At 68.7% G+C, this 24,217-nt stretch carries 22 protein-coding genes; 17 read left to right on the top strand and 5 right to left on the bottom strand.

The features are described 5' to 3' along the window. Nucleotides 1-72: 72 nt before the first annotated feature. From U9J23_RS17710 to U9J23_RS17695, 4 genes are all read left to right on the top strand, one after another. Nucleotides 73-663 carry a hypothetical protein gene (locus U9J23_RS17710; protein WP_326602953.1) on the top strand — a complete coding sequence of 197 codons (591 nt, stop codon included), beginning with the start codon at nt 73-75 and terminating at the stop codon, nt 661-663. 115 nt (nt 664-778) lie between these two features. Further along, complete coding sequence (locus U9J23_RS17705) at nt 779-1,549, top strand: hypothetical protein (protein WP_229579450.1); 771 nt, start codon at nt 779-781, stop codon at nt 1,547-1,549. Nucleotides 1,550-1,937: 388 nt separating this feature from the next. Continuing rightward, a complete protein-coding gene (gene rpoB, locus U9J23_RS17700) occupies nt 1,938-5,444 on the top strand; it encodes a DNA-directed RNA polymerase subunit beta (protein ID WP_230823090.1) in 3,507 nt (1,168 codons plus the stop codon). A gap of 115 nt (nt 5,445-5,559) precedes the next feature. Continuing rightward, nucleotides 5,560-9,531, top strand: a complete 3,972-nt coding sequence (locus U9J23_RS17695; protein WP_085469607.1) for a DNA-directed RNA polymerase subunit beta' — start codon at nt 5,560-5,562, stop codon at nt 9,529-9,531. Between the two features lie 127 nt (nt 9,532-9,658). Here the strand turns inward: U9J23_RS17695 and U9J23_RS17690 are convergent, their stop codons facing one another. Both U9J23_RS17690 and U9J23_RS17685 read right to left on the bottom strand, forming a co-directional pair. Further along, a complete protein-coding gene (locus U9J23_RS17690) occupies nt 9,659-10,150 on the bottom strand; it encodes a SixA phosphatase family protein (protein WP_326599473.1) in 492 nt (163 codons plus the stop codon). Further along, entirely contained in the window at nt 10,147-10,959 is an 813-nt protein-coding gene (locus tag U9J23_RS17685; RefSeq protein WP_326599471.1) for an acyl-[acyl-carrier-protein] thioesterase, read from the bottom strand. Before U9J23_RS17685 ends, U9J23_RS17690 begins: the two co-directional genes overlap by 4 nt. A gap of 166 nt (nt 10,960-11,125) precedes the next feature. On the opposite strand from U9J23_RS17685, the gene U9J23_RS17680 reads away from it, so the two are divergent. From U9J23_RS17680 to U9J23_RS17665, 4 genes are all read left to right on the top strand, one after another. Further along, complete coding sequence (locus U9J23_RS17680) at nt 11,126-12,802, top strand: FAD-dependent oxidoreductase (RefSeq protein WP_106199092.1); 1,677 nt, start codon at nt 11,126-11,128, stop codon at nt 12,800-12,802. Nucleotides 12,803-12,890: 88 nt separating this feature from the next. Next, on the top strand, nt 12,891-13,346 hold the full coding sequence (locus tag U9J23_RS17675; protein ID WP_106201481.1) for a Rieske (2Fe-2S) protein: 456 nt from the start codon (nt 12,891-12,893) through the stop codon (nt 13,344-13,346). A 25-nt stretch (nt 13,347-13,371) separates the two neighbouring features. Then, complete coding sequence (locus U9J23_RS17670; RefSeq protein ID WP_085470319.1) at nt 13,372-13,737, top strand: YidH family protein; 366 nt, start codon at nt 13,372-13,374, stop codon at nt 13,735-13,737. A 13-nt stretch (nt 13,738-13,750) separates the two neighbouring features. Continuing rightward, on the top strand, nt 13,751-14,083 hold the full coding sequence (locus U9J23_RS17665; protein WP_106199093.1) for a DUF202 domain-containing protein: 333 nt from the start codon (nt 13,751-13,753) through the stop codon (nt 14,081-14,083). A 20-nt stretch (nt 14,084-14,103) separates the two neighbouring features. Here the strand turns inward: U9J23_RS17665 and U9J23_RS17660 are convergent, their stop codons facing one another. Then, nucleotides 14,104-15,129 carry a YeiH family protein gene (locus tag U9J23_RS17660; RefSeq protein WP_085470317.1) on the bottom strand — a complete coding sequence of 342 codons (1,026 nt, stop codon included), beginning with the start codon at nt 15,127-15,129 and terminating at the stop codon, nt 14,104-14,106. 101 nt (nt 15,130-15,230) lie between these two features. On the opposite strand from U9J23_RS17660, the gene U9J23_RS17655 reads away from it, so the two are divergent. After that, on the top strand, nt 15,231-16,124 hold the full coding sequence (locus U9J23_RS17655) for a LysR family transcriptional regulator (protein WP_326599466.1): 894 nt from the start codon (nt 15,231-15,233) through the stop codon (nt 16,122-16,124). 21 nt (nt 16,125-16,145) lie between these two features. Here U9J23_RS17655 and U9J23_RS17650 read toward each other — a convergent pair whose 3' ends face one another. Next, a complete protein-coding gene (locus U9J23_RS17650) occupies nt 16,146-17,009 on the bottom strand; it encodes an EamA family transporter (RefSeq protein ID WP_085470315.1) in 864 nt (287 codons plus the stop codon). A gap of 94 nt (nt 17,010-17,103) precedes the next feature. Here U9J23_RS17650 and U9J23_RS17645 point away from each other — a divergent pair, with 94 nt between their 5' ends. From U9J23_RS17645 to U9J23_RS17635, 3 genes are all read left to right on the top strand, one after another. Further along, nucleotides 17,104-17,898 carry a TIGR03084 family metal-binding protein gene (locus U9J23_RS17645; RefSeq protein ID WP_059383297.1) on the top strand — a complete coding sequence of 265 codons (795 nt, stop codon included), beginning with the start codon at nt 17,104-17,106 and terminating at the stop codon, nt 17,896-17,898. Nucleotides 17,899-17,965: 67 nt separating this feature from the next. Continuing rightward, nucleotides 17,966-19,114 (top strand): acyl-CoA dehydrogenase family protein, encoded by a 1,149-nt coding sequence (locus U9J23_RS17640; protein WP_085470314.1) that lies wholly within the window; start codon nt 17,966-17,968, stop codon nt 19,112-19,114. A 68-nt stretch (nt 19,115-19,182) separates the two neighbouring features. Beyond that, a complete protein-coding gene (locus U9J23_RS17635; RefSeq protein WP_059383295.1) occupies nt 19,183-20,343 on the top strand; it encodes an acyl-CoA dehydrogenase family protein in 1,161 nt (386 codons plus the stop codon). 60 nt (nt 20,344-20,403) lie between these two features. Here the strand turns inward: U9J23_RS17635 and U9J23_RS17630 are convergent, their stop codons facing one another. Next, nucleotides 20,404-21,051 carry a TetR/AcrR family transcriptional regulator gene (locus U9J23_RS17630; RefSeq protein ID WP_272268499.1) on the bottom strand — a complete coding sequence of 216 codons (648 nt, stop codon included), beginning with the start codon at nt 21,049-21,051 and terminating at the stop codon, nt 20,404-20,406. 161 nt (nt 21,052-21,212) lie between these two features. Here U9J23_RS17630 and U9J23_RS17625 point away from each other — a divergent pair, with 161 nt between their 5' ends. The 5 genes from U9J23_RS17625 (at nt 21,213) to rpsG (ending at nt 24,103) form a co-directional block, all read left to right on the top strand. After that, nucleotides 21,213-21,842, top strand: coding sequence for a TetR/AcrR family transcriptional regulator (locus U9J23_RS17625; RefSeq protein ID WP_016690888.1), 630 nt, complete (start codon nt 21,213-21,215; stop codon nt 21,840-21,842). 10 nt (nt 21,843-21,852) lie between these two features. After that, complete coding sequence (locus tag U9J23_RS17620; protein WP_059383293.1) at nt 21,853-22,404, top strand: DUF3558 domain-containing protein; 552 nt, start codon at nt 21,853-21,855, stop codon at nt 22,402-22,404. Next, a complete protein-coding gene (locus U9J23_RS17615; RefSeq protein ID WP_059383292.1) occupies nt 22,401-22,934 on the top strand; it encodes a DUF3558 domain-containing protein in 534 nt (177 codons plus the stop codon). The genes U9J23_RS17620 and U9J23_RS17615 overlap by 4 nt, the downstream gene beginning before the upstream one ends. Before the next feature lie 324 nt (nt 22,935-23,258). Continuing rightward, nucleotides 23,259-23,633 (top strand): 30S ribosomal protein S12, encoded by a 375-nt coding sequence (gene rpsL / locus U9J23_RS17610; protein WP_006552258.1) that lies wholly within the window; start codon nt 23,259-23,261, stop codon nt 23,631-23,633. Then, nucleotides 23,633-24,103: a 30S ribosomal protein S7 gene (gene rpsG, locus U9J23_RS17605; RefSeq protein WP_016690891.1), complete on the top strand. Its 471-nt coding sequence runs from the start codon at nt 23,633-23,635 to the stop codon at nt 24,101-24,103. The genes rpsL and rpsG overlap by 1 nt, the downstream gene beginning before the upstream one ends. Nucleotides 24,104-24,217: the final 114 nt, after the last annotated feature.

Below are 24,217 nucleotides of genomic sequence, written 5' to 3'. Positions count from 1 at the left end.
GCCGACGGCAGCCCGCCCGCGGACGGTCGGGGACCGGGTGGGGCACGCAGGGCGGCCCTCGCCGTCGTCTCGGTGCTCGCCGTCGTCGCCCTCTCGGCGGCGGTGTGGTTCGGCTACGGCTGGGGGCGTGCGCTCCTGGTGGATCGCTCGGCTGCCGAGGCGCGCGACGCCGCGCTCTCGGGAGCCATGCAGGCGGCCGTCAACCTGAACAGTGTCGACGCGAACGACGTCGACCTGTCGATCGAGAACATGCGGTCGTCGATCACCGGCGACGCCCTGCGCAACGATCTCGCGGCGACCGAGGAGGACATCCGGGCCCGGGTCGCGGAGACCGGCACCAGCATGTCGGCCGAGGTGCTGTTCGGAACGCTCACCGAACTCAACACCGACGACGATCTGGGCAAGGCGCTCGTCGTGCTCGCCGTGCGCACCCAGACCCCCGAGTACTTCGTGACCAACAAGGTCCCGGTGCTCGTGTCGCTGCGCAAGGACGGCGACGTGTGGAAGGCCGAGACGATCGAGCCGCTCGCCTCCGTCGAGATGGAGTCGGGACCGGTCCCCGGTGCACCGGCCCCCGATCCCGGCGCGCAGTCCGCACCCGGAGACAGCGGAGTGCCCGAGGACTCCGGGGAGCCCGCGCCCGAAGGAGAGGCGGGCCCGTGATGTTCGGCAAGTCGACGAAGGAGAACGTGTAGTGCCCCCGCAGCGACGGAAGACCGGCCCCAGCGGGCCCCCGCGCCGTCGGCCGAAGGTCGCCGGCACGTCCCGACCGCCCCGGATGAGCCCTGCAGAGGACGAACGCCCGTCCCGGACGGAGCGGACGATCACGCCGCCCGAGCAGGTGGGCACCGGACCGGTGGAGACCCCTGCCGAGAAGGCTCCTGCCGAGCCGTCGCGACCGTCCGAGGTGACGTTCGACAAGCAGGAGAAGAAACAGGAGAAGCCGGCTCCGGCGGCCGGCGATGTGACGGGGACCCCGGCAGCGGACCCGGTGGAGACTGCGACCGAGCCGGTGGACCCGCCGGAGCCTCCCGCCGGTGAGGCCGGCGGATCGCGTGCCTCCGGTGGGTGGCGCCCGGTGATCGTCGTCGGTGCGGTGGCGGTGGTACTCGCGGTGATCGCCGCGGTTGCGGCCTTCCGTCCCGGCGCCGACGTCTCGAACGTCGCGTGGGTCGACACGGCGGAGACCCGGGAGGTCACCGAGGCAGCGAAGGTCGCGATCGAGACCATGCACGGCTACGACTACCGCACCATCGACGAGGACTTCGGCCGGATCCGGGAGTTGCTGACCCCGGAGCGGCTCGAGGAGTTCGACTCGACCGCGGACGTCACCAAGAAGGCCGCGATCGACACCCGCACGGTCACCGAGGTGATGGTCGAGCACATCGGCCCGACGATGCTCGACGACACCCGCGCCGAGGTCGCCGCCTACATCAACGTCAGCGCCACCGGCGATGGGATCGCCCAGGGGAGCGCGGCCGCACCGCTGCTGGTGAGGATGGAGAAGTCGGACGGACGATGGCTGGTCTCGGAGATCCGCGACCGGTGACGACGGCTGCGGATCGCCCCCTCACCGGGGGCGTCCGCGGCCGCGACGCGCGGATCGTTCCGGACGCGCAGTCTTGACGCAGGCGACGCGAGCGGTCACTCTATCGGTACGCCTGTTCGACTGAAGGCTTCCTCGTGAGCCGTTCGAGGTCGTTTGCCAGGTTTCTTTGAGGCACCCCTGTGGACATTTTGCCTACTTTGGTGTAGGTTAGTTCTTTGCGCTGGCTGCCTCCTGTTCACCTTCTGATCGTCGAGTCGGATTCGCCCATTCAGGCGAGACCGTTTCGGTGCGTCGGTGGGGTTCTCGTTCGGGTTGCGACCAGCGAAAACGCCCCACATGAAGAAGCAGGTACAGCGGCGGTCGCACCGGTTGGAGCGGCCCGCGTGAGGTGCTGGAAGGACGCATCTTGGCAGTCTCTAGCCAGACCAAGGCAGTAGCCGGAATCCCCGGAGCCCCGACGAGGGTGTCGTTCGCGAAGATTCGCGAACCCCTCGAAGTTCCCGGGCTCCTCGATCTACAGACCGATTCCTTCGAATGGTTGATCGGCTCGGAGCGCTGGCGCGCGAAGGCTGCCGAGCGCGGCGACGGTCACGTCGTCGGTGGCCTGGAGGAGATCCTCGACGAGCTCTCGCCGATCGAGGATTTCTCGGGTTCGATGTCCCTGTCCTTCTCCGATCCTCGTTTCGACGAGGTCAAGGCCTCCGTCGAGGAGTGCAAGGACAAGGACATGACGTACGCAGCTCCGCTGTTCGTCACTGCCGAGTTCATCAACAACAACACCGGTGAGATCAAGAGCCAGACGGTCTTCATGGGTGATTTCCCGATGATGACCGACAAGGGCACCTTCATCATCAACGGCACCGAGCGTGTCGTGGTGTCCCAGCTCGTCCGTTCGCCGGGCGTGTACTTCGACAAGAACGTCGACAAGAGCACCGAGAAGGACCTGCACAGCGTCAAGGTCATCCCGGGCCGCGGTGCCTGGCTCGAGTTCGACGTCGACAAGCGCGACACCGTCGGTGTGCGTATCGACCGCAAGCGCCGTCAGCCGGTCACCGTGCTGCTCAAGGCGCTGGGCTGGTCCACCGAGCAGATCGTCGAGCGTTTCGGGTTCTCCGAGATCATGATGTCGACGCTCGAGAAGGACAACACCGCGGGCACCGACGAGGCGCTCCTCGATATCTACCGCAAGCTCCGTCCGGGCGAGCCGCCGACCAAGGAGAGCGCGCAGACCCTGCTGGAGAACCTCTTCTTCAAGGACAAGCGCTACGACCTGGCGCGCGTGGGTCGTTACAAGATCAACAAGAAGCTCGGCCTGAACACGGGTCAGCCGATCGAGGCGTCCACCCTCACCGAGGAAGACATCGTCGCCACGATCGAGTACCTCGTGCGTCTGCACGCGGGCGAGAACAAGATGACCGTCCCCGGCGGCGTCGAGGTTCCCGTCGAGGTCGACGACATCGACCACTTCGGCAACCGTCGTCTGCGCACGGTCGGTGAGCTCATCCAGAACCAGATCCGCGTGGGCCTGTCCCGCATGGAGCGCGTGGTCCGTGAGCGCATGACCACCCAGGACGTCGAGGCGATCACGCCGCAGACCCTGATCAACATCCGTCCGGTCGTGGCCGCGATCAAGGAGTTCTTCGGAACCTCCCAGCTGTCGCAGTTCATGGACCAGAACAACCCGCTGTCGGGCCTGACGCACAAGCGTCGTCTGTCGGCGCTGGGCCCCGGCGGTCTGTCGCGTGAGCGCGCCGGCCTCGAGGTCCGCGACGTCCACCCGTCGCACTACGGCCGCATGTGCCCGATCGAGACCCCGGAAGGCCCGAACATCGGCCTGATCGGCTCGCTGTCGGTGTACGCGCGGGTCAACCCGTTCGGCTTCATCGAGACGCCCTACCGCAAGGTCGTCGACGGTGTCGTCACCGACGAGGTCGAGTACCTCACGGCCGACGAGGAGGACCGCTACCTCATCGCCCAGGCCAACTCGCCGATCGGTTCCGACAACCGCTTCTCGGACGAGCGTGTCCTCGTCCGTAAGAAGGGCGCGGAGATCGAGTACGTCGCCGCCGACCAGGTCGAGTACATGGACGTCTCGCCGCGCCAGATGGTGTCGGTCGCGACCGCGATGATCCCGTTCCTCGAGCACGACGACGCCAACCGTGCCCTCATGGGCGCGAACATGCAGCGTCAGGCGGTGCCGCTGGTGCGCAGCGAGTCGCCGATCGTCGGTACCGGCATGGAGCTGCGTGCCGCCGTCGACGCCGGCGACGTCATCGTCACCGAGAAGAGCGGCGTGATCGAAGAGGTCTCCGCCGACTTCATCACGGTCATGGCCGACGACGGAACCCGCAAGACCTACCGTCTGCGCAAGTTCGACCGTTCGAACCAGGGCACCTGCTCGAACCAGCGTCCGATCGTGGACGAGGGACAGCGCGTCGAGTCCGGCCAGGTCCTCGCCGACGGCCCCTGCACCGAGAACGGTGAGATGGCGCTCGGCAAGAACCTGCTCGTGGCGATCATGCCGTGGGAGGGCCACAACTACGAGGACGCGATCATCCTGTCGCAGCGCCTCGTGGAGGAGGACGTGCTCACCTCGATCCACATCGAGGAGCACGAGATCGACGCCCGCGACACCAAGCTCGGTGCGGAGGAGATCACCCGCGACATCCCGAACGTCTCCGACGAGGTCCTCGCCGACCTCGACGAGCGTGGCATCGTCCGCATCGGTGCCGAGGTCCGCGACGGCGACATCCTCGTCGGCAAGGTCACGCCGAAGGGCGAGACCGAGCTGACCCCCGAGGAGCGCCTGCTCCGCGCGATCTTCGGTGAGAAGGCGCGCGAGGTCCGCGACACCTCGCTCAAGGTGCCCCACGGTGAGAACGGCAAGGTCATCGGTGTTCGCGTGTTCTCGCGCGAGGACGACGACGATCTGCCTCCGGGCGTCAACGAGCTCGTCCGCGTGTACGTGGCGCAGAAGCGCAAGATCCAGGACGGCGACAAGCTCGCCGGCCGCCACGGCAACAAGGGCGTCATCGGCAAGATCCTCCCGCAGGAGGACATGCCGTTCCTGCCCGACGGCACCCCGGTCGACATCATCCTGAACACCCACGGTGTTCCGCGTCGTATGAACATCGGCCAGGTCCTCGAGACGCACCTGGGCTGGATCGGCAAGGCCGGCTGGCAGATCCAGGTGGCCGACGACGGCAGCCGTCCCGAGTGGGCGCAGAACCTCTCCGAGGAGATGCTCGCCGCCGAGCCCGACACCAACATCGCCACGCCGGTGTTCGACGGTGCCCGCGAGGAGGAGCTGACGGGTCTGCTGTCCTCGACGCTGCCGAACCGCGACGGTGAGGTCATGGTCGGCCCCGACGGCAAGGCGACGCTGTTCGACGGTCGCTCCGGCGAGCCGTTCCCGTACCCGGTGTCGGTCGGCTACATGTACATCATCAAGCTGCACCACCTGGTCGACGACAAGATCCACGCGCGTTCGACCGGTCCGTACTCGATGATCACGCAGCAGCCGCTCGGTGGTAAGGCGCAGTTCGGTGGTCAGCGCTTCGGTGAGATGGAGTGCTGGGCGATGCAGGCCTACGGCGCCGCCTACACCCTCCAGGAACTGCTCACGATCAAGTCCGACGACGTTGTCGGTCGCGTCAAGGTCTACGAGGCGATCGTCAAGGGCGAGAACATCCCCGAGCCGGGTATCCCCGAGTCGTTCAAGGTGCTCCTCAAGGAACTCCAGTCGCTGTGCCTGAACGTGGAGGTCCTCTCCAGCGACGGCGCGGCCATCGCGATGGCCGACGGCGACGACGAGGACCTCGAGCGGGCGGCCGCCAACCTGGGCATCAACCTTTCCCGCAACGAGTCGGCCACGGTCGACGACCTCGCGAACTAGGAGCCGAGCCGATGCGGTACGCACCCCGACACCACCGGGCGCGTACCGCATCGGGCCCCGGCAGCGATAGCGACAACTAGCAGCAATACAACCCGCACAGGGGAAAGGAAGTTACGTGCTCGACGTCAACTTCTTCGATGAACTCCGGATCGGCCTGGCCACCGCCGAGGACATCCGTAACTGGTCGTACGGCGAGGTCAAGAAGCCGGAGACCATCAACTACCGCACGCTCAAGCCCGAGAAGGACGGCTTGTTCTGCGAGAAGATCTTCGGTCCCACCCGGGACTGGGAGTGCTACTGCGGCAAGTACAAGCGTGTCCGCTTCAAGGGCATCATCTGCGAGCGCTGCGGCGTCGAGGTGACCCGCGCCAAGGTCCGCCGTGAGCGCATGGGCCACATCGAGCTCGCCGCTCCGGTGACGCACATCTGGTACTTCAAGGGTGTGCCGAGCCGCCTCGGCTACCTGCTCGACCTCGCGCCGAAGGATCTCGAGAAGATCATCTACTTCGCCGCGTACGTCATCACGTCCGTCGACGACGAGCTGCGCCACAACGAGCTCTCCACTCTCGAAGCCGAGATGGAGGTCGAGAAGAAGGCGGTCGCCGACCAGCGCGACGCCGACCTCGAGGCCCGTGCGCAGAAGCTCGAAGCCGACCTCGCCGAACTCGAGGCCGAGGGCGCCAAGTCCGACGTCCGCCGCAAGGTCAAGGACGGCGGCGAGCGCGAGATGCGTCAGCTCCGCGACCGTGCGCAGCGCGAGCTCGACCGTCTCGACGAGATCTGGACGACCTTCACGAAGCTGAAGCCGAAGGATCTGATCGTCGACGAGATGATCTACCGCGAGCTGCAGGACCGCTACGGCGAGTACTTCACCGGTGCCATGGGTGCCGAGGCGATCCAGAAGCTCATCGAGAACTTCGACATCGACGCCGAAGCCGAGTCGCTGCGCGAGACCATCCGCAGCGGCAAGGGCCAGAAGAAGCTCCGTGCTCTCAAGCGCCTGAAGGTCGTGGCTGCGTTCCAGCAGTCCGGCAACTCGCCCATGGGCATGGTGCTCGACGCCGTGCCGGTGATCCCGCCGGAACTGCGTCCGATGGTGCAGCTCGACGGTGGCCGCTTCGCGACCTCCGACCTCAACGACCTGTACCGCCGCGTCATCAACCGCAACAACCGCCTCAAGCGACTGATCGACCTCGGTGCCCCCGAGATCATCGTCAACAACGAGAAGCGGATGCTGCAGGAGTCGGTCGACGCCCTCTTCGACAATGGCCGTCGTGGCCGGCCGGTCACCGGTCCCGGTAACCGTCCGCTCAAGTCGCTGTCCGATCTGCTCAAGGGCAAGCAGGGCCGCTTCCGTCAGAACCTGCTCGGTAAGCGCGTCGACTACTCGGGCCGTTCGGTCATCGTCGTCGGTCCGCAGCTCAAGCTGCACCAGTGCGGTCTGCCGAAGCTCATGGCGCTCGAGCTGTTCAAGCCGTTCGTGATGAAGCGTCTCGTCGACCTCAACCACGCGCAGAACATCAAGTCCGCCAAGCGCATGGTCGAGCGTCAGCGCCCGCAGGTGTGGGACGTCCTCGAAGAGGTCATCAACGAGCACCCGGTTCTGCTGAACCGTGCTCCCACGCTGCACCGCCTCGGTATCCAGGCGTTCGAGCCGCAGCTCGTCGAGGGCAAGGCCATCCAGCTGCACCCCCTCGTGTGTGAGGCCTTCAACGCCGACTTCGACGGCGACCAGATGGCCGTGCACCTCCCGCTGTCCGCGGAGGCGCAGGCCGAGGCCCGCATCCTGATGCTGTCGTCGAACAACATCCTGTCGCCGGCATCGGGCCGCCCGCTCGCCATGCCGCGTCTGGACATGGTCACGGGTCTGTTCCACCTGACCCGCCTGGTCGAGGACGCCCCCGGCGCCTACAAGGCCGCGACCGCCGACGAGCCCGAGCAGGGCGTCTACTCGTCGCCGGCCGAGGCCCAGATGGCCGTCGACCGCGGTGTGCTGTCGGTCCAGGCTCCGATCAAGGTGCGCCTGACCCAGCTGCGTCCGCCGCGCGACGTCGAGAACGAGCTGTTCCCGGAGGGCTGGAAGTACGGTCAGGCGTGGATCACGCAGACCACCCTCGGTCGCGTGCTGTTCAACGAGCTGCTGCCGACGAACTACGCGTTCGTCAACGACATCATGCCGAAGAAGCGCCAGGCCGCGATCATCAACGACCTGGCCGAGCGGTACCCGATGATCGTCGTCGCGCAGACCGTCGACAAGCTCAAGGACGCCGGTTTCTACTGGGCCACGCGTTCGGGTGTCACCATCTCGATGGCGGACGTGCTCGTTCCGCCGGAGAAGAAGGACATCCTCGAGCGGTACGAGACACAGGCCGACGCCATCCAGCGGCAGTACGACCGAGGCAAGCTCTCGGAGGACGAGCGTCGCGATTCGCTTGTCAAGCTGTGGCAGGAAGCGACCGAAGAGGTCGGTCAGGTCATGGAGGCGCACTACCCGGACGACAACCCGATCCCCACGATCGTCAAGTCCGGTGCTGCGGGCAACATGACCCAGATCCGCTCGCTGGCGGGCATGAAGGGTCTGGTGACGAACCCGAAGGGCGAGTTCATCCCGCGCCCGATCAAGTCCTCCTTCCGTGAGGGCCTGACCGTCGCCGAGTACTTCATCAACACGCACGGCGCGCGTAAGGGTCTGGCCGACACCGCTCTCCGTACCGCCGACTCGGGTTACCTGACCCGTCGTCTGGTCGACGTTTCGCAGGACGTCATCGTCCGCGAGGTCGACTGCGGCACGCCGCGCGGCATCGAGATGACCATCGCCGAGCTCGCACGCGACGCGACCGGTCAGCCGACCGGTGAGCTCGTCCGCGACGCTCACATCGAGACCAGCACCTACGCCCGTACGTTGGCGACGGATGCGGTCGACGCGAACGGCAACGTCGTCGTCGAGCGTGGTTCCGACCTCGGCGATCCGGCGATCGAGGCGCTGCTCGAGGCCGGCATCCAGAAGGTCAAGGTCCGCTCGGTCCTGACCTGCGACACCGGCACCGGCGTCTGCGCGACCTGCTACGGCCGTTCGATGGCGACGGGCAAGCTCGTCGACATCGGCGAGGCCGTCGGTATCGTCGCCGCCCAGTCGATCGGTGAGCCCGGTACGCAGCTGACGATGCGTACCTTCCACCAGGGTGGCGTCGGTGAGGACATCACCGGTGGTCTGCCCCGCGTCCAGGAGCTGTTCGAGGCCCGCGTCCCCAAGGGCAAGGCCCCGATCGCCGACGTCTCCGGCCGCATCCGCCTCGAGGACGACGATCGTTTCTACAAGATCACGATCATCCCCGACGACGGTGGCGAGGAGGTCGTGTACGACAAGCTGTCCAAGCGTCAGCGTCTGCACGTCATCCGCAAGGCCGACGGCACCGAAGGCGTGCTCGCGGACGGCGACCACGTGGAGGTCGGTCAGCAGCTCCTCGAGGGCTCTGCCGATCCGCACGAGGTGCTGCGCGTGATGGGCCCGCGTCAGGTTCAGGTCCACCTGGTCCACGAGGTCCAGGAGGTCTACCGGAGCCAGGGCGTGTCGATCCACGACAAGCACATCGAGGTCATCGTGCGCCAGATGCTGCGTCGCGTGACGATCATCGACTCGGGCTCGACGGAGTTCCTGCCCGGTTCGCTCGTCGAGCGCAGCGAGTTCGAGGCTGCGAACCGTCGTGTGGTCCAGGAGGGTGGCGAGCCGGCTGCCGGCCGTCCGGTCCTCATGGGCATCACGAAGGCGTCGCTGGCCACCGACTCGTGGCTGTCGGCGGCGTCCTTCCAGGAGACCACTCGCGTGCTGACCGACGCGGCGATCAACTGCCGCTCGGACAAGCTGATCGGTCTCAAGGAGAACGTGATCATCGGCAAGCTGATCCCCGCGGGTACCGGTATCAACAAGTACCGGAACATCGAGGTCCAGCCGACCGAGGAGGCCCGCGCGGCCGCGTACGCCATCCCGGCGTACGACGACCAGTACTACTCGCCGGACGGCTTCGGCCAGAACACCGGCGCTGCAGTGCCGCTGGATGACTACGGTTACTCCAACGACTACCGGTAGTTCGCTGCCGTAGTAGACGACGAAGGTCCCGCCCTCTTCTCTTCGGGGGCGGGGCCTTCGTCATTTCTTCCCGGCAGTGACGCCGTTGTTGCGTGCGGGCATCCCGTGGCAGTTTGCTCGGGGTGGGTCAGCGCGGGATGTGGAAGTCCACGAGTTCGGCGGTGCCTCGCGACAGTTCGGACCAGGATCCGCTCACCGTGAGGACCGCGATCGCGGAGGTGGGGAACTTCTCGGCCACCTGATGGGCGGCGTCGGTGCTGTGGTCCGTGATGAGCCCGAGGACGGTGGCGGAGAGGGTCGGTTCGTGCCCGATGACCAGCAGGGTCTGCACGTCGTCGGCCGTTCCGCGGATCTCGGCGACCAGGGATTCCGGATCGGCGTGGTACAGGCTGTTGCGGTACTCGACGGGCGCCTCGACGGCCGCCTCGGCGAGGGTCTTGCGTGTCCGGGTCGCGGTGGAGCACAGAACGGCGTCCACCTCGGGCAGGTTCGCCCGGATCCAGCGACCGGCGAGACCGGCCTCGCGGCGTCCGCGGGGGGAGAGGGGACGCTCGTGATCGTCCACGTCGTCCGGGTACGCGGACTTGCCGTGGCGCAGCAAGATCAGGGTACGGGTCATGGGGTCCACCGTAGAGCGTCCGGATTCCGGCCGATCCACGCGACCGCGCGAGTGTGATCCTCGACCGTGAACCAGACCGTCAGTCCGTCCTCCCGCAGGGTCGTCCGCAACGTGAGGGTCTCGCCGGCAGCGACGGGACGCAGGTGCTCGATCACCGCCCGGTACGGCGAGTCCGGGACGTCCGGCCGGAGGGACAGGAGTTCTTCGACGCCGTGCCAGTAGACGGCGTTGTTGACGTGCCCGAACGGGTCGAGGTCGGTGGCACGCAGGGGGAAGACGCGTTCGTCGTCGACCTCGTCGGGTGCGCGAGCGGGCAGCCACGCCGTCCACTTCAGGCGTGTGTCGTGCGCGTAGCGGGCCATGTGCTCGAACAGGCCGTCGCTGATCCGGGTGGGGGCGCCGGTGGTGGGACCGATGTCGATCCAGAACGCCGCGGTCTCGATCAGCGGGCCGTCCGGGGCGTCGCCTGGGTCGTCGAAGCGGACCCGCACGTTCGCCCACCGCGTCGACAGGGCGTCGCACCAGCGTCGCAGTCGGAGCGTGCGGCCGTACTCGGCGGGGCGGTGCACGTCGACGATCGTGCGCCGGACGATCCAGAGCGGGTCGGTCTCGGACGCGCCGACGGCGGCGAGGTTGTCGGTGCCGATGTCCTGGAGATAGCGGGCGATGCCGTCGAGTCGCAGTCGCTTACCGGTGTCGACGTCGCCGGTGCGGACGGTGCGCTCGGTGGAGAAGGGGTCCGCCTGCTCGGGCAGTTCCGTCAGCGGTCGCGTCCGAGGCAGATCGGTGCTCGGCGTCGACGTGGCCATGTGTCCCCCCGGGTCGGATGTCCGATCGTGCGATTCTCGCAGCTTCGGTGGGCGGTCGCAGGTTCTCTTGCGAACCCGTGGTGACTGCCGCTACAGTCAAGTTAACTGTTACGGATCGTTACATGAAATTCGCGGACGCTCCGCCCGGCTGCCGAGGACCCTTCCCATGGCCTATGTGATCACCCAGACCTGCTGCAACGACGCGAGCTGCGTCGCGGTCTGCCCTGTGAACTGCATCCACCCATCGCCGGACGAGCCCGGATTCGCCACCGCCGAGATGCTGCACATCGATCCGAAGACCTGCATCGACTGCGGCGCCTGCGCCGACGCGTGCCCGGTCGAGGCGATCCTGCCCGACGACAGGCTCGACCCCTCCCAGAAGCGGTTCGCCGAGATCAACGCGGCCTGGTACGAGGACCACCCGGCGCCGGAAGGGTGGCAGCCCCTCGTGCCCACCCCGGCGCCTCCGCGTGATCGCGGGACGCTGCGGGTCGCGATCGTCGGCGCCGGTCCCGCCGCCTGCTACGCCGCCCAGGAACTCCTCGAACGGTCCGACGTCGAGGTCGAGATGTTCGACCGGCTCCCGACTCCCTTCGGCCTCGTGCGCGCCGGCGTCGCCCCCGACCATCCGGGGACCAAGGCGGTCACGGAATCGTTCGAATGGTCGTTCCGGCGCGAGGAGTTCGCCCTGCACCTCGCCACCGAGATCGGGCGCGACATCACCCACACCGAACTGCTCGAGCACCACCACGCCGTGATCTACGCGACCGGCGCGTCGTCCGACCGCCGCCTCGGGATCGCCGGCGAGGACCTGCCCGGCAGCCACGCCGCCACCGAGTTCGTCGCCTGGTACAACGGCCACCCCGACTACGCCGACCGCACCTTCGATCTGTCCGGCGAACGCGCCGTCATCGTCGGCAACGGCAACGTCGCCCTCGACGTCGCGCGGATCCTCACCATGGACGTCGACGAACTCGCGCGCACCGACATCGCCGATCACGCTCTGAGGGCACTGCGGGAGAGCAACATCCGGGAGGTCGTCCTGCTCGGCCGGCGCGGCCCGGCCCAGGCCGCGTACAGCAACCCGGAGTTCCTCGCCCTCGGCGACCTCACCGGGGTGGATATCGTCGTCGACGACGCCGACCTCGAACTCGATCCGGCGAGCGCCCGGGCCGTGGAGGAGGACGCGGCGACGGCCCTGCGCGTCCGTCTCGCCCGCGAGTACGCCGAACGACCCGTCCGTCCCGGGCACCGCCGCATCGTCTTCCGGTATCTCGCCGCGCCGAGCGAACTGCTCGGCGACGACCACGTGACCGGCGTTCGGGTCGAACGCACCGAACTCGTCGACGACGGTGGCCGCCTCACCGCCCGTCCCACCGGCCGGTTCGAGGACCTGTCCGCCACGCTCGTGCTCCGGTCGATCGGCTATCGCGGCGTTCCCGTGCCGGGCGTGCCCTTCGACGACGTCCGCGGCATCGTTCCCAACGCCGGCGGTCGCGTCGACACCGGCGTCTACGTCACCGGCTGGGCCAAGCGCGGGCCGAGCGGCGTCATCGGTACCAACAAGGGGTGCGCGAAGGAGACCGTCGCCGCGCTGCTGGCAGACTTCGACTCCGGTGCGCTCGCCGATCCCCGCGGCGACCGTCGTGCGCTGAACCGGTTGCTCGGACAGCGCCGGCCCGATCGGGTGGACCTGGACGGCTGGAAGACCATCGACGCCGCCGAACGTCGCGCCGGACGAGCCCAGGGCCGGCCCCGCGTCAAGATCACCGATCGCGAGACCCTCGTCGAACTCGGTCGTCGCCGACGCCGGCTTCCGCTGCTCGCCTCGCTGCGTCACTGACCGAGCGGGGGTGACGCAGGTCGCGGCCCGGCCGGACGTTCGTCGATAGGCTCGGGAGAACCGAATCCCGACCCGAACGGACATGTGCATGAGCAGCGACAACCTCGACCGCACGGCGCTCACGCGCCGCACTCTCATCGGCGGTGCCGGTGTGGTGGCGGCCGGCGCGGCCCTCACGGCCTGCGGAACGTCCGGCGACACCGGCGAGGCGCAATCGGCGGTGCCCGCACCGACCACGACGGCGCCTCCCGGACCCGACGCAGAGGTCGTCGCCGCCGTCTCGGACGTGCCGGTCGGCGGAGGCGTCATGCTCGAATCGAAGAGGCTCGTCGTCACCCAGCCCGCGGAGGGCGACTTCCGCGCGTTCATCGCGATCTGCACCCACCAGGGCTGCAATCTCAGCGGTGTCGAGGGCGACCGCATCATCTGCCCGTGCCACGGCAGCCGGTACGACCTCGACGGTGCCCCGATCGAAGGACCGGCGAAGCGGCCGTTGAAGACCCGTCCCGTGACGGCGCGCGGGTCCGATCTCGTCGTGGGTTGATCGGTCCGGGGATAGAGTCCGCTCCGTGGAGACCAGCGGAGGCTGGCGCCCGAAGGCGCTGCGGGAGGGTACGGACCCGGACCCTCGTTTCACGCTGGCCAACGAGCGCACCTTCCTCGCGTGGGTGCGGACCGCGCTCGGCGTCATCGCCGCGGCGGTCGCGCTGGAGACCTTCGCGGGCGGCATCGTGTCGGAAGGGCTCCGCACGGTGCTGGCGTGCGCGCTGCTCGGATTCGCCGCCGTGCTCACCGTGTTCGCGCTGATCCGCTGGCACCGTGTCGAGCACGCGATGCGCACCGGACGGGCACTCCCGGTGCCGTGGGTGGCCTACTTGCTCGCCGTGGCCCTCGGGGTCTCCGGGGTCGTGCTCGCCGTCGCGATCGCCCGGTGAGACGAGCGGCATCGTGGGCCCGGACGATCTGCGGCACGGCGACGCCGGTCTGCAGCCCGAACGGACGAGTCTGGCGTGGCTGCGCACCGCCTCGGTGCTCGGTGCGGTGGTGCTCGGATTCATGCGGTTCGTGCCCGGCCCGGGTGCCGTCGTCGCGACAATCGGCCTGATCTGCCTCGTGCCGGTGCTCGCGGTGCTGCTCGCCTCCCGGATCGGTCACCGCGCGCGGGTGCGCGGTCTGATCGCGGGACGCGCGCCCTACTTCTGGTGGCGCAACGTCGCGGTCGCCGCCACGGTCGTGGTGCTCGCGATCTCGTCGGCCGTACTGATCGTCACTGCCCGCTGATCGTCACTGCCCACTGATCGTCACCGCCCGCTGATCGACGACACACCGATCAGCGCTATCGCCGCGACCCAGACGGTCGCCGCTGCCGCGAGCGCGATCGGGCGCCATCCGACCCCGCGGAGCACCTCCCGGCGCACCCCCGCGCCCAGGGCGAACATCGCGACCGTCAACAGCGTCCTCTGCACCGTCCCCGCGGCCTCCACCACGATCGGATCGAGCAGTCCGGTCGAGCGCAGTGCGACGCACGCGAGGAAGCCCAGCAGGAAGGCCGGCACGATCGGGGGAGTTCGCTCGTCGCGGCGGCCGTCACCGCGCCTCCGGGCGACGACCCCGACGACAGCCACGACCGGGGCCAGCAGTGCCACCCGGGCGAGTTTGACCGTCACCGCCGCGGCGAGCACCCCACCGGCGGTGACCTCGAGGGCGGTGCCGGTCGCGACCACCTGGGCGACCTCGTGGATCGCCGCACCCGCCCAGAGGCCGGCCGTCCCAGGGGTCAGCCCGAGCATGTCGGCGGCGAGCGGGACGAGCGGGATCATCGCGGTGCCGAACACGACCACCAGTGCGACGGTGGTGACGAGTTCGCGTTTGCGTGAGTCGATCACGCCGTCGACCGCCGCCGCGGCCGCGGCCCCGCAGATCGAGAAGCCGCACGCGATGAGCAGACGCTGGGTCCAGCCCACACCGAGCCACCGTCCGAAGGCGAGCGAGCCACCGATACCCGCTACGACGACGGTCACCGCGACGATCACCGTGCCCCACCCGAGGTCGACGAGATCGGAGACCGCGAGTTGCACGCCGAGCAGCGCGACCCCCACCCGGAGCAGACGCTTCGAGGCCGTAGCCAGGCCCGGTTCCAGAAGGCCGACCACCGGTGCGGGCAGACCCACATTCGCCACGATCACACCCAGGACGATCGCGACGAGCAGCGGGCTCGCCCCAGGGATCAGGTGCGCCGCTCCCAGTGCGACGACCGCGCCCGTCGCGGCCACCAGGAGTCCCGGAACGACGGTGGGCCGGGATGCGGGCGCGTGGACGGTGAGCATGCCTCGACTCTTCCGCCGCAGCGGGGTCCGCACCAGCCGTCGATCGGACATGAGGTCATACCGAATGGATATGGGCAGGGGATCGGGCATATCGTTCGTGCATGACCAGTTGGCCGGATCTCGTCGCTCTGGAACTGCTCGTCGGGGTCGACGACCGGGGCGGCCTCGGCGCCGCGGCCCGCGCGGCCGGTCTCGCCCAACCCAACGCGACCCGCATGCTGCGCCGGCTCGAGCGGCAACTCGGCGCGGTCCTCGTGCGGCGGGGCCGGACGGGTTCGGTGCTCACCCCGGAGGGCACGGTGGTCGCGCACTGGGCGCGGGAGGTCCTGGCCGACGCGGAACGCCTCCTCGACGCCGCTTCCGCACTGCGCGTCGAACACCAACCCGAACTGGTGGTCGCGGCGTCGATGACGGTCGCCGAACACCTCATCCCTCGGTGGCTCGGCGCCTTCCGCACGCTCCGCGACGACGTCCAGATCCAGTTGCAGGTCCACAATTCGATGCGGGTGTGCGACGTCGTCGCCGAGGGCGGATGCGACGTCGGATTCGTCGAAGGGCCGACGGTTCCGGAGGGACTGCACAGTGTCGCGGTGGCACGCGACCGCCTCGTCGTGGTCGTCCCGCCGCAGCATCCGTGGGCGCGGCGACGGCGCCCGCTCACCGTGGCCGAACTCGCGGCGACACCACTGGTCGTCCGCGAGGAGGGGTCCGGCACCCGCCGCACCCTCGACCTCGCGTTGCAGGAGTACGACCGGACCGTACCGCTGCTCGAACTCGGGAGCGGAGCCGCGGTCCGCACGAGCGTGCTCGGGGGGACGGGCCCGGCGGTGCTGAGCACCCTCGCGGTGGAGGAGTACCTCGACTCCGGTCGCCTGGTCGCGGTCGCGGTGGACGGACTCGACCTGCAGCGTGTGCTCCGCGCGGTCTGGAGGCCGCCACGGGTGTTGTCCGGTCCGGCAGGGGAGCTGGTCCGTCTGATCACCCGTACCCGCTGACCGGTCGTATATCCGCAATATTCACGCGCGCGAATGCTGCAGCGCGCCGGCTCCGGCGATCACGACGAGTGCGATGCCCACGAGGGCGAGAGGGTCGACGAACTGCCCCAGCACCAGGGCACCGGCGAGTGCAGCGGCGGCGGGTTCGAGAGCGATGAGGATCGCGAACACCTTCTTCGGAAGGTCGCGCAGGGCGCGGATCTCGAGGGTGTACGGGATCGCGGACGACAGCAGCGCCACGGCGAGTCCTGCGAGCGCGAGGTCGGGCCGGAGGAGTGCGGTGCCGGCGGTCGCCGCGCCGAACGGCAGGACGACGACGGCCGCGATCGTGGTGGCTCCCGCCAGTCCGGCCGATCCGGGCAGGGTCGTCGCCACACGTGACCCGGCGATGATGTACCAGGCCCACCCCGATGCGGCGACCAGCGCGAAGGCGACACCGAGCGGATCGAGACCGGTGGACAGTCCGGCGCCGTCGCCCACGCCGAGCAGCACCACCCCGGCCAGCGCGAGTACCACCCACAGGACGTCGCGGATGCGTCGGGACAGGATCGCGGCCAGCCCGAGCGGGCCGAGGAACTCGATGGTGACGGTCGCGGCGAGGGGCAGTCGCGTCAACGCACCGTAGAACGCCGTGTTCATGAGCGCGAGACTCGCGCCCAGCGTCACCACGGCCCGCCACTGCTCCGGTGTCCACGTCCGTGGCCGGGGCCGGGTGAACACGCAGAGGATCACGGCCGCGAACAGCAGGCGCAGGGTCACGGTGCCGAGGGCGCCCGCCCGGTCGAACAGGGTCGCGGCGAAGGCCGCCCCGAACTGCATCGACAGCACCGCGGTGAGGACCGCGACGACCGGCCCGACGGGGTGCGAGCGGGAATCGTCGGCCATCCCGCCAGTCTGTCGGACGGGCACGAACGACGCCCGCCGCGAAAAACAATCACGTGTGCTTGATTTTGGAGCTGTGACGTGTGACGCTTGCCGCATGTCCGATCTGCACACCGTGCTCGACGATCTCCGCGCGGAGGGCGACGATCTCGACGCTCTCGTCGCGACCCTGCCCGACGAGAACTGGGCACTGCCCACCCCGGCGGAGGGCTGGACCATCGCCCACCAGATCGGCCACCTGTTGTGGACCGACCGGGCGGCGCTCACCGCCGTCCGCGACCCGGACGCCTTCGTGAAGACGGTCGAAGCGGCGTTCGGGAACCCGTTGGGATTCGTCGATGTCGGTGCCGCGGAGCAGGCGGGCCGCCCGCCCGCGGAGTTGCTCGCCGATTGGCGCGACACCCGCCGCGAACTCGCCGACGCGCTCGCCGAGGTCCCGCGCGGTACGAAGATCCTGTGGTTCGGACCGCCGATGTCGCCGGCCTCGATGGCGACCGCGCGGCTGATGGAGACCTGGGCGCACGGGGGAGACGTCGCCGACGCACTCGGCGTCACCCGCACACCCACCGCGCGCCTGAAGAACATCGCGCACCTGGGAGTGCGGACGCGCGACTTCGCGTACGTCATCCGCGACCGGAGGCCGCCCGCCGAACCGTTCCGCGTGGTGCTCACCGCCCCCGACGGTGACAGCTGGGAGTGGGGTCCCGAGGACGCGGCGCAGTCGGTCACCGGCCCGGCCCTCGACTTCTGCCTGCTCGTCACCCAGCGTATCCACCGCGACGACACCGCCCTCGTCGCCGACGGCCCGGACGCGGAGGAATGGCTCGGTCTCGCACAGGCCTTCGCCGGCGCGCCCGGCGCCGGACGCGAAGCCGGTTCGTCCGCCTCCTGAGGCCACCGCCCCACAGTCGAGACACCCCGGCCGGAACATCGTCGACCGGAACACCATCGGAGACATCGTGAGTATGTGGACCACCCCCGAGCGTCTCGCCCTCCGCGAGACCGTCACCGGTTTTGTGAAGCGCGAGATCCTTCCTCATCTCGACGACTGGGAGCGCGCCGGCGAACTGCCTCGCGAACTGCACGTCGAGGCCGCGAAGATCGGACTGCTCGGCGCCGGATTCCCCGAGGAGGTCGGTGGTTCCGGCGGCGACGGCGCCGACACGCTGACCGTGTGCGAGGCGTTCCACGAGGCGGGTGCCTCGGGCGGTGCGTTCGCGTCGCTGTTCACGTGCGGCATCGCACTGCCGCACCTCATCGCAGCCGGTGATCCCGAACAGATCGACAGGTGGGTACGGCCCACTCTCGCAGGCGAACTCGTCGGGTCCCTCGCGATCACCGAACCGGGTGGCGGATCGGATGTCGGTCATCTGACCACCACCGCGGTGCGCGACGGCGACCACTACGTCGTCAACGGCGCGAAGACCTACATCACCTCGGGGTGCCGCGCCGACTTCGTGGTCACCGCGGTTCGCACCGGTGGTCCCGGCGCCGGGGGAGTCTCGCTGCTCGTGATCGAGAAGGGCACACCGGGTTTCACCGTCTCCCGCAAACTCGACAAGATGGGTTGGCGCGCGTCGGACACCGCCGAGTTGTCCTTCACCGACGTCCGTGTCCCGGTCGGCAACCTCGTCGGCGCGGAGAACACCGGATTCTGGCAGATCGCACAGGGTTTCGTCTCCGAGCGGATCGCCCTCGCCGCCCAGGCCTACTCGGGCGCGCAACGGTGCCTGGACCTGACGGTCGCGTGGTGCCGCGACCGCGAGACCTTCGGGCGGCCACTGATCACCCGCCAGGCCGTGCAGCGCACGCTGTCCGAGATGGCGCGTCGCATCGACGTCGCGCGCGTCTACACCCGGCACGTCACCGAACGCGCCGTGGCGGGGGAGACCGACCTGATCGCCGAGGTGTGTTTCGCGAAGAACACCGCTGTCGAGTCCGGCGAGTGGGTCGCCAACCAGGCTGTCCAGTTGTTCGGCGGACTCGGGTACATGGCCGAATCCGAGGTCGAACGGCAGTACCGCGACATGCGCATCCTCGGCATCGGTGGCGGCACCACCGAGATTCTCACCGAACTCGCCGCCAAGCGGCTGGGTTACGGCACCTGACCGACTTGTTCCCTCACGCGACCGTCCACGGCCGCGCGTCCTCTCACCCGAACCCGGAAGGCATCCTCGTGAGCATCATCGAGACCGAAGAACAGAAGGAACTGCGCGCTGCGGTGGCGGCTCTGGCCGAGCGCTACAACTACGTCGACTACGTGCTCCCCAAGTCGCGCGCGCACGAGCCGCTCACCGAATTGTGGGCGGAGGCGGCCAAGCTCGGCTTCCTCGGCGTGAACCTCCCGGAGGAATACGGAGGCGGCGGCGCCGGCATCTACGAACTCGCGCTGGTGCAGGAGGAACTCTCCGCCAAGGGTGCCGGACTGCTGCTCGTCGTGGTCTCCCCGGCCATCTGCGGCACGATCATCTCCAAGTACGGCACCGACGCCCAGAAGCAGGAGTGGCTGCCCGGGCTCGCCGACGGCTCCCGCATCATGGCCTTCGGCATCACCGAGGCCGACGCCGGATCCAATTCGCACAACATCACCACGATCGCACGCCGTGACGGCGACGACTGGATCCTCTCCGGCAGCAAGGTGTACATCTCCGGCGTCGACCAGGCCGACGCCGTGCTCGTCGTCTCCCGCACCGAGGACGCGAAGACCGGCAAGCTCCGCCCGGCCCTGTTCATCGTGCCGACCGACGCTGCGGGCTTCACGAAGACGCCCATGGAGATGGACATCCTCGAGCCGGACTACCAGTTCTCCCTGTTCTTCGACGACGTCCGGCTTCCCGCCGACGCACTGGTCGGTGAGCCGGAAGCCGCGCTGATGCAGCTGTTCGCCGGCCTGAACCCCGAGCGGATCATGGGCGCGGCGATGGCGGTGGGCATGGGCCGGTACGCCCTCGACGCCGCGGTGCGCTACGCCAACGAGCGCACCGTCTGGAAGCAGCCCATCGGTGCGCACCAGGGCATCGCGCACCCGCTGGCGCAGCGCAAGATCGAGCTCGAACTCGCCAAGCTCATGATGCAGAAGGCCGCCTTCCTCTACGACAGCGGCGACGACTTCGGGGCCGCCGAGGCCGCGAACATGGCCAAGTACGCAGCGGGCGAGGCCGCGATCGCCTCGCTGGACCAGGCGATCCAGACGCACGGCGGTGCCGGCCTGACCCGGGAGTACGGCCTCGCGGCGATGCTCGGTGCCGCGCGCATCGCCCGAGTGGCGCCGGTCAGCCGGGAGATGATCCTCAACTTCGTCGCCCAGCACTCGCTGGGTCTGCCGAAGTCGTACTAGGTCGCAGTCGTTCCAGGTCGCAGTCGTTCCAGGTCGCAGTCGTTCCAGGCCGCAGTCGTTCTAGGTGGACGCTTCCGGGTTCGAGGTTTCGGGGTTCGACACCTCGGACCCGGAGGTTCCGGCGTTCGGCGGGAAGGAATCCGACGGGAAGAGGCCGGCCGCCTCCTCCTCCTCCGGGAGCAGCGTGCCCAGCAGATATGCGAGGGACCACCGCAACGAGTTCACGTCCTGCAGCGGCACGGTCTGCTGGTAGCCCACGAGCGCGTACAGGGCCAACCGAGCGAACCGCTCGGCCTGTTCCCTCGAACCGATGTACTGGGCCACCGCTTCGGCCACCACCGCGTAGCGCAGCTCGTCGACCTTGCTCTGCACCTCGTGGACCCCGGAGTCGCTGTGCGACCAACCGCGGATGGCGGATTCGGCGGAGTGGGGAAGGCTGCACGCGAATTCGACGAGCAACCGGAGTCGCCGGGTCATCGAACCCTCGAGGCGCGCCGCGGCGGCGAGCTGGAGCGTCTGACTCTCGAGCCAGTGCTGGAGGAACTCGGTCTTGAACTGCGCCCAGCTCTCGAAATAGTTGTAGAACGAGCCGGTCGTCACCTCGAGGTGACTGCACAACCGTGCCTGCTTGAGCCCGGCATGGTCGTTGGTGGCCAGGATGGCCAGCGCAGCGTCGAAGTAGTCCTCGCGCCTGACGATGGTCGCCACGTGGTGCTCCCCTTTCGCCCCGACCCGTTATACGAGTGTACGGATGATGAGCTTTGCGTACGGTCTCGGGGTCGCACGAATACCCGTTCGGCGGAAGATCAGTCGTGACGGAACGGTCGTGACCGGTGGTGGGGACAGGACAGGCAGGAACAGGAGACCCGATGGCGCGAGAACCGAAGCAGGATCGCAGCCGCGCCACGCGGCGGCGACTGCTCGAGGCGACGATCGACTGCCTCGCCGAATCCGGTTGGGCCGCAACCACGGTGAGTGTGGTCGCCGAACGGGCGGGAGTGTCGCGCGGGGCCACCCAGCATCACTTCCCGACCCGGGAGGATCTCATCACCGCATCGCTCGAGTTCATGTTCGACAGTCGCATCGAACGGGTCCGCACCGAGCCGTTCGACGTGCCCGAGGGCGTCGGCCGCACGGAGGCGGTGGTCGAGCGCATCGTCGACCAGTGCACCGGCAACATGTTCAAGGCCGCCCTGCAGGTGTGGACGGCCGCGGCGGCCGATCCGGCTCTGCGCGAGATGCTCCTGCCGCTCGAGGAGAAGTTCGGGCGCGTCTCGCACGCGGTGGCCGTCGAGCAGCTCGGCGCCGACGACACCGACCCGGTCGTGCACCGAACCGTGCAGGCGACCCTGGATCTCGCGCGCGGCCTCGGTCTGGCCGATGTGCTGACCGACGACTCGGCGCGCCGACGGGAGATCGTCCGGCACTGGGCCGCGCAGCTCGACGAGGTGCTCCGGGAGTCCTCGAGTCGTCGCACGCAGGCGGGCCCGGCTCGGTAGTCTTCCCGCCATGCCTCTCCCGCGCATCGGAAGGACGGCGGCTGCCGTGGCCACGGTGGGTCTCATGGGTCTCGGTGCGGCGGCGTGCGGGAACTCCGACGACGCCGAACAGGCCGAAACCGCGCCGACCGCGTCCGTCACCGACCCCGGCCCGCTGTTCGACGAGTGCGGCGCGATGTCCGACGACGAGGTGGCGGCGGCCTTCGGTCTCGGAACGTTCACGACGGTGACGCGCAACTCGGTGGGTTGCGAGTGGGAGATCTACGTCGGCGGTCCCAGCGTGAGCTTCTCCTGGTACCGGGGAAGTCCCATCGGCCGCGAACGGGCAGGCTCCGATCTCATCGGCCGGCCCGCCGCCGACGTCGAGATCGGGGGACGGTCCGGCTTCATGGGGTCCTACCAGAACGAACTGGGGCAGACGACGCTGTGCGAGATCGGTGTGGACTTCGGCGGCGACTTCGTCCACTGGTCGGTCTCGTACTCGAACCTCACGCCCGTCGCCGACGCCTGCATGGTCGCTCGCGGCCTGGCCGCCACGAGTGTGGAAAGGGTGCAGAAGTGAACGCCCGCCGCTGGGGTGCCGCGCTCGCGACCGTCCTCACGACTGGCGCTCTGCTCACCGGGTGCACCCGCACCATCGAGGGGCGTGCCGTTCCCGAGGGGATCGGTAGCGGCACGGGTGCCGAGTTCACCCGGCTGCTCACCGAGTGCGACGCGGTCGCCGACGAGAAGATCGCCGAGGCGGTGGGCGCGGACTACGTCTACCGTGGATTCTTCGGTGCGATCTGCCGCTGGGACGGCGAGGGACCCGCCGGAGTAGTGAAGGTCACCTTCAACTGGTTCGAGACCGGTTCCCTCGACCACGAACGCGCCGCCGCCGAAGGGCTCGGCTACGAGATCGAGAACACGACCATCGAAGGCCGGCGGGCACTGCAGATGCGCCGACCGGGCGATCCGCGCTCGTGCGGGGTCAGTTCCGGGGCGTCGACGACCGGGATCTTCGGCTGGTGGGTGCAGTACACCTCCGGGGGAACGGACCCGTGTGAAGCTGCTGCTACGTTGGCCCGGCTCACACTGAACCTCAGCAGTTGACGGTGTGTGCGGATCCTCGGGAGGGTGCGCGCTCCTCACTTTGACCTCATGTGCGCCCGCCGGGTATCGTTGTGGGTCGTGTCCGGCATGCCCGGGCCGGTCTGTGTGCCTATGCGAGGTAGTGCCGTGCGCGCGGTCTGTGGATTTCTGCAGGAGCGAGCCCCCGGCTGCCTGTGTGGGGGTACGCGACACACCCGACCTCGTGTGCACACGAGGGGCGAGTGAGGGGCAGCAGCTTTCTTGCCCCAACCGATGGATCCCTAATTTCAGAACAGCCGAGGTTGCTCGAAGTGAGCAGCTTCAGACAACGAAGAAAGCCGGTTAATGCCAACCATCAATCAGCTGGTCCGCAAGGGCCGCCGCGACAAGGCCGCCAAGGTCAAGAGCGCGGCGCTCAAGGGCAGCCCCCAGCGTCGCGGCGTGTGCACTCGCGTGTACACCACCACCCCGAAGAAGCCGAACTCGGCTCTCCGGAAGGTCGCCCGTGTGCGTCTGACCTCCCAGGTCGAGGTCACCGCCTACATCCCGGGTGAGGGCCACAACCTCCAGGAGCACTCGATGGTGCTCGTGCGTGGCGGTCGTGTGAAGGACCTCCCGGGTGTGCGCTACAAGATCATCCGCGGCTCGCTCGACACCCAGGGTGTCAAGAACCGCAAGCAGGCCCGCAGCCGCTACGGAGCGAAGAAGGAGAAGGGCTGATGCCACGTAAAGGTCCCGCTCCCAAGCGCCCCCTGATCGCCGATCCGGTCTACGGTTCGCCGCTGGTCACCCAGCTGGTCAACAAGATCCTGCTGGACGGCAAGAAGTCCACCGCCGAGCGCATCGTCTACCAGGCGCTCGAGCAGGCTCGCGAGAAGACCGGCACCGATCCGGTCGTCACCCTCAAGCGCGCGCTCGACAACGTCAAGCCCGCCCTCGAGGTCCGCAGCCGTCGCGTCGGTGGTGCCACCTACCAGGTGCCGGTCGAGGTTCGCCCCGGTCGTTCCACCACCCTCGCCCTGCGCTGGCTGGTGACGTTCGCGCGTCAGCGTCGCGAGAAGACCATGGTCGAGCGGCTCGCCAACGAGCTCCTCGACGCGAGCAACGGCCTCGGCGCATCCGTGAAGCGCCGCGAGGACACGCACAAGATGGCTGAAGCCAACAAGGCGTTCGCGCACTACCGCTGGTGAGTCGTCGCCGACCGGGAGATGCCGTCATCACGGACCTCCCGGTCGGCTGCTCGCACAACTGTGTCGGTCCCGTAAAGGCCGGCTGACAACACAAGAACATGTGGTCCGCACCCA

The organism is Rhodococcus sp. PD04 (genome assembly GCF_035918275.1).
In the GTDB taxonomy this organism is placed as follows: Bacteria; Actinomycetota; Actinomycetes; order Mycobacteriales; family Mycobacteriaceae; genus Rhodococcus; species Rhodococcus rhodochrous.
Note: the sequence above shows the minus strand (reverse complement) of the source record. Positions and strands in the feature narration are given on the sequence as shown.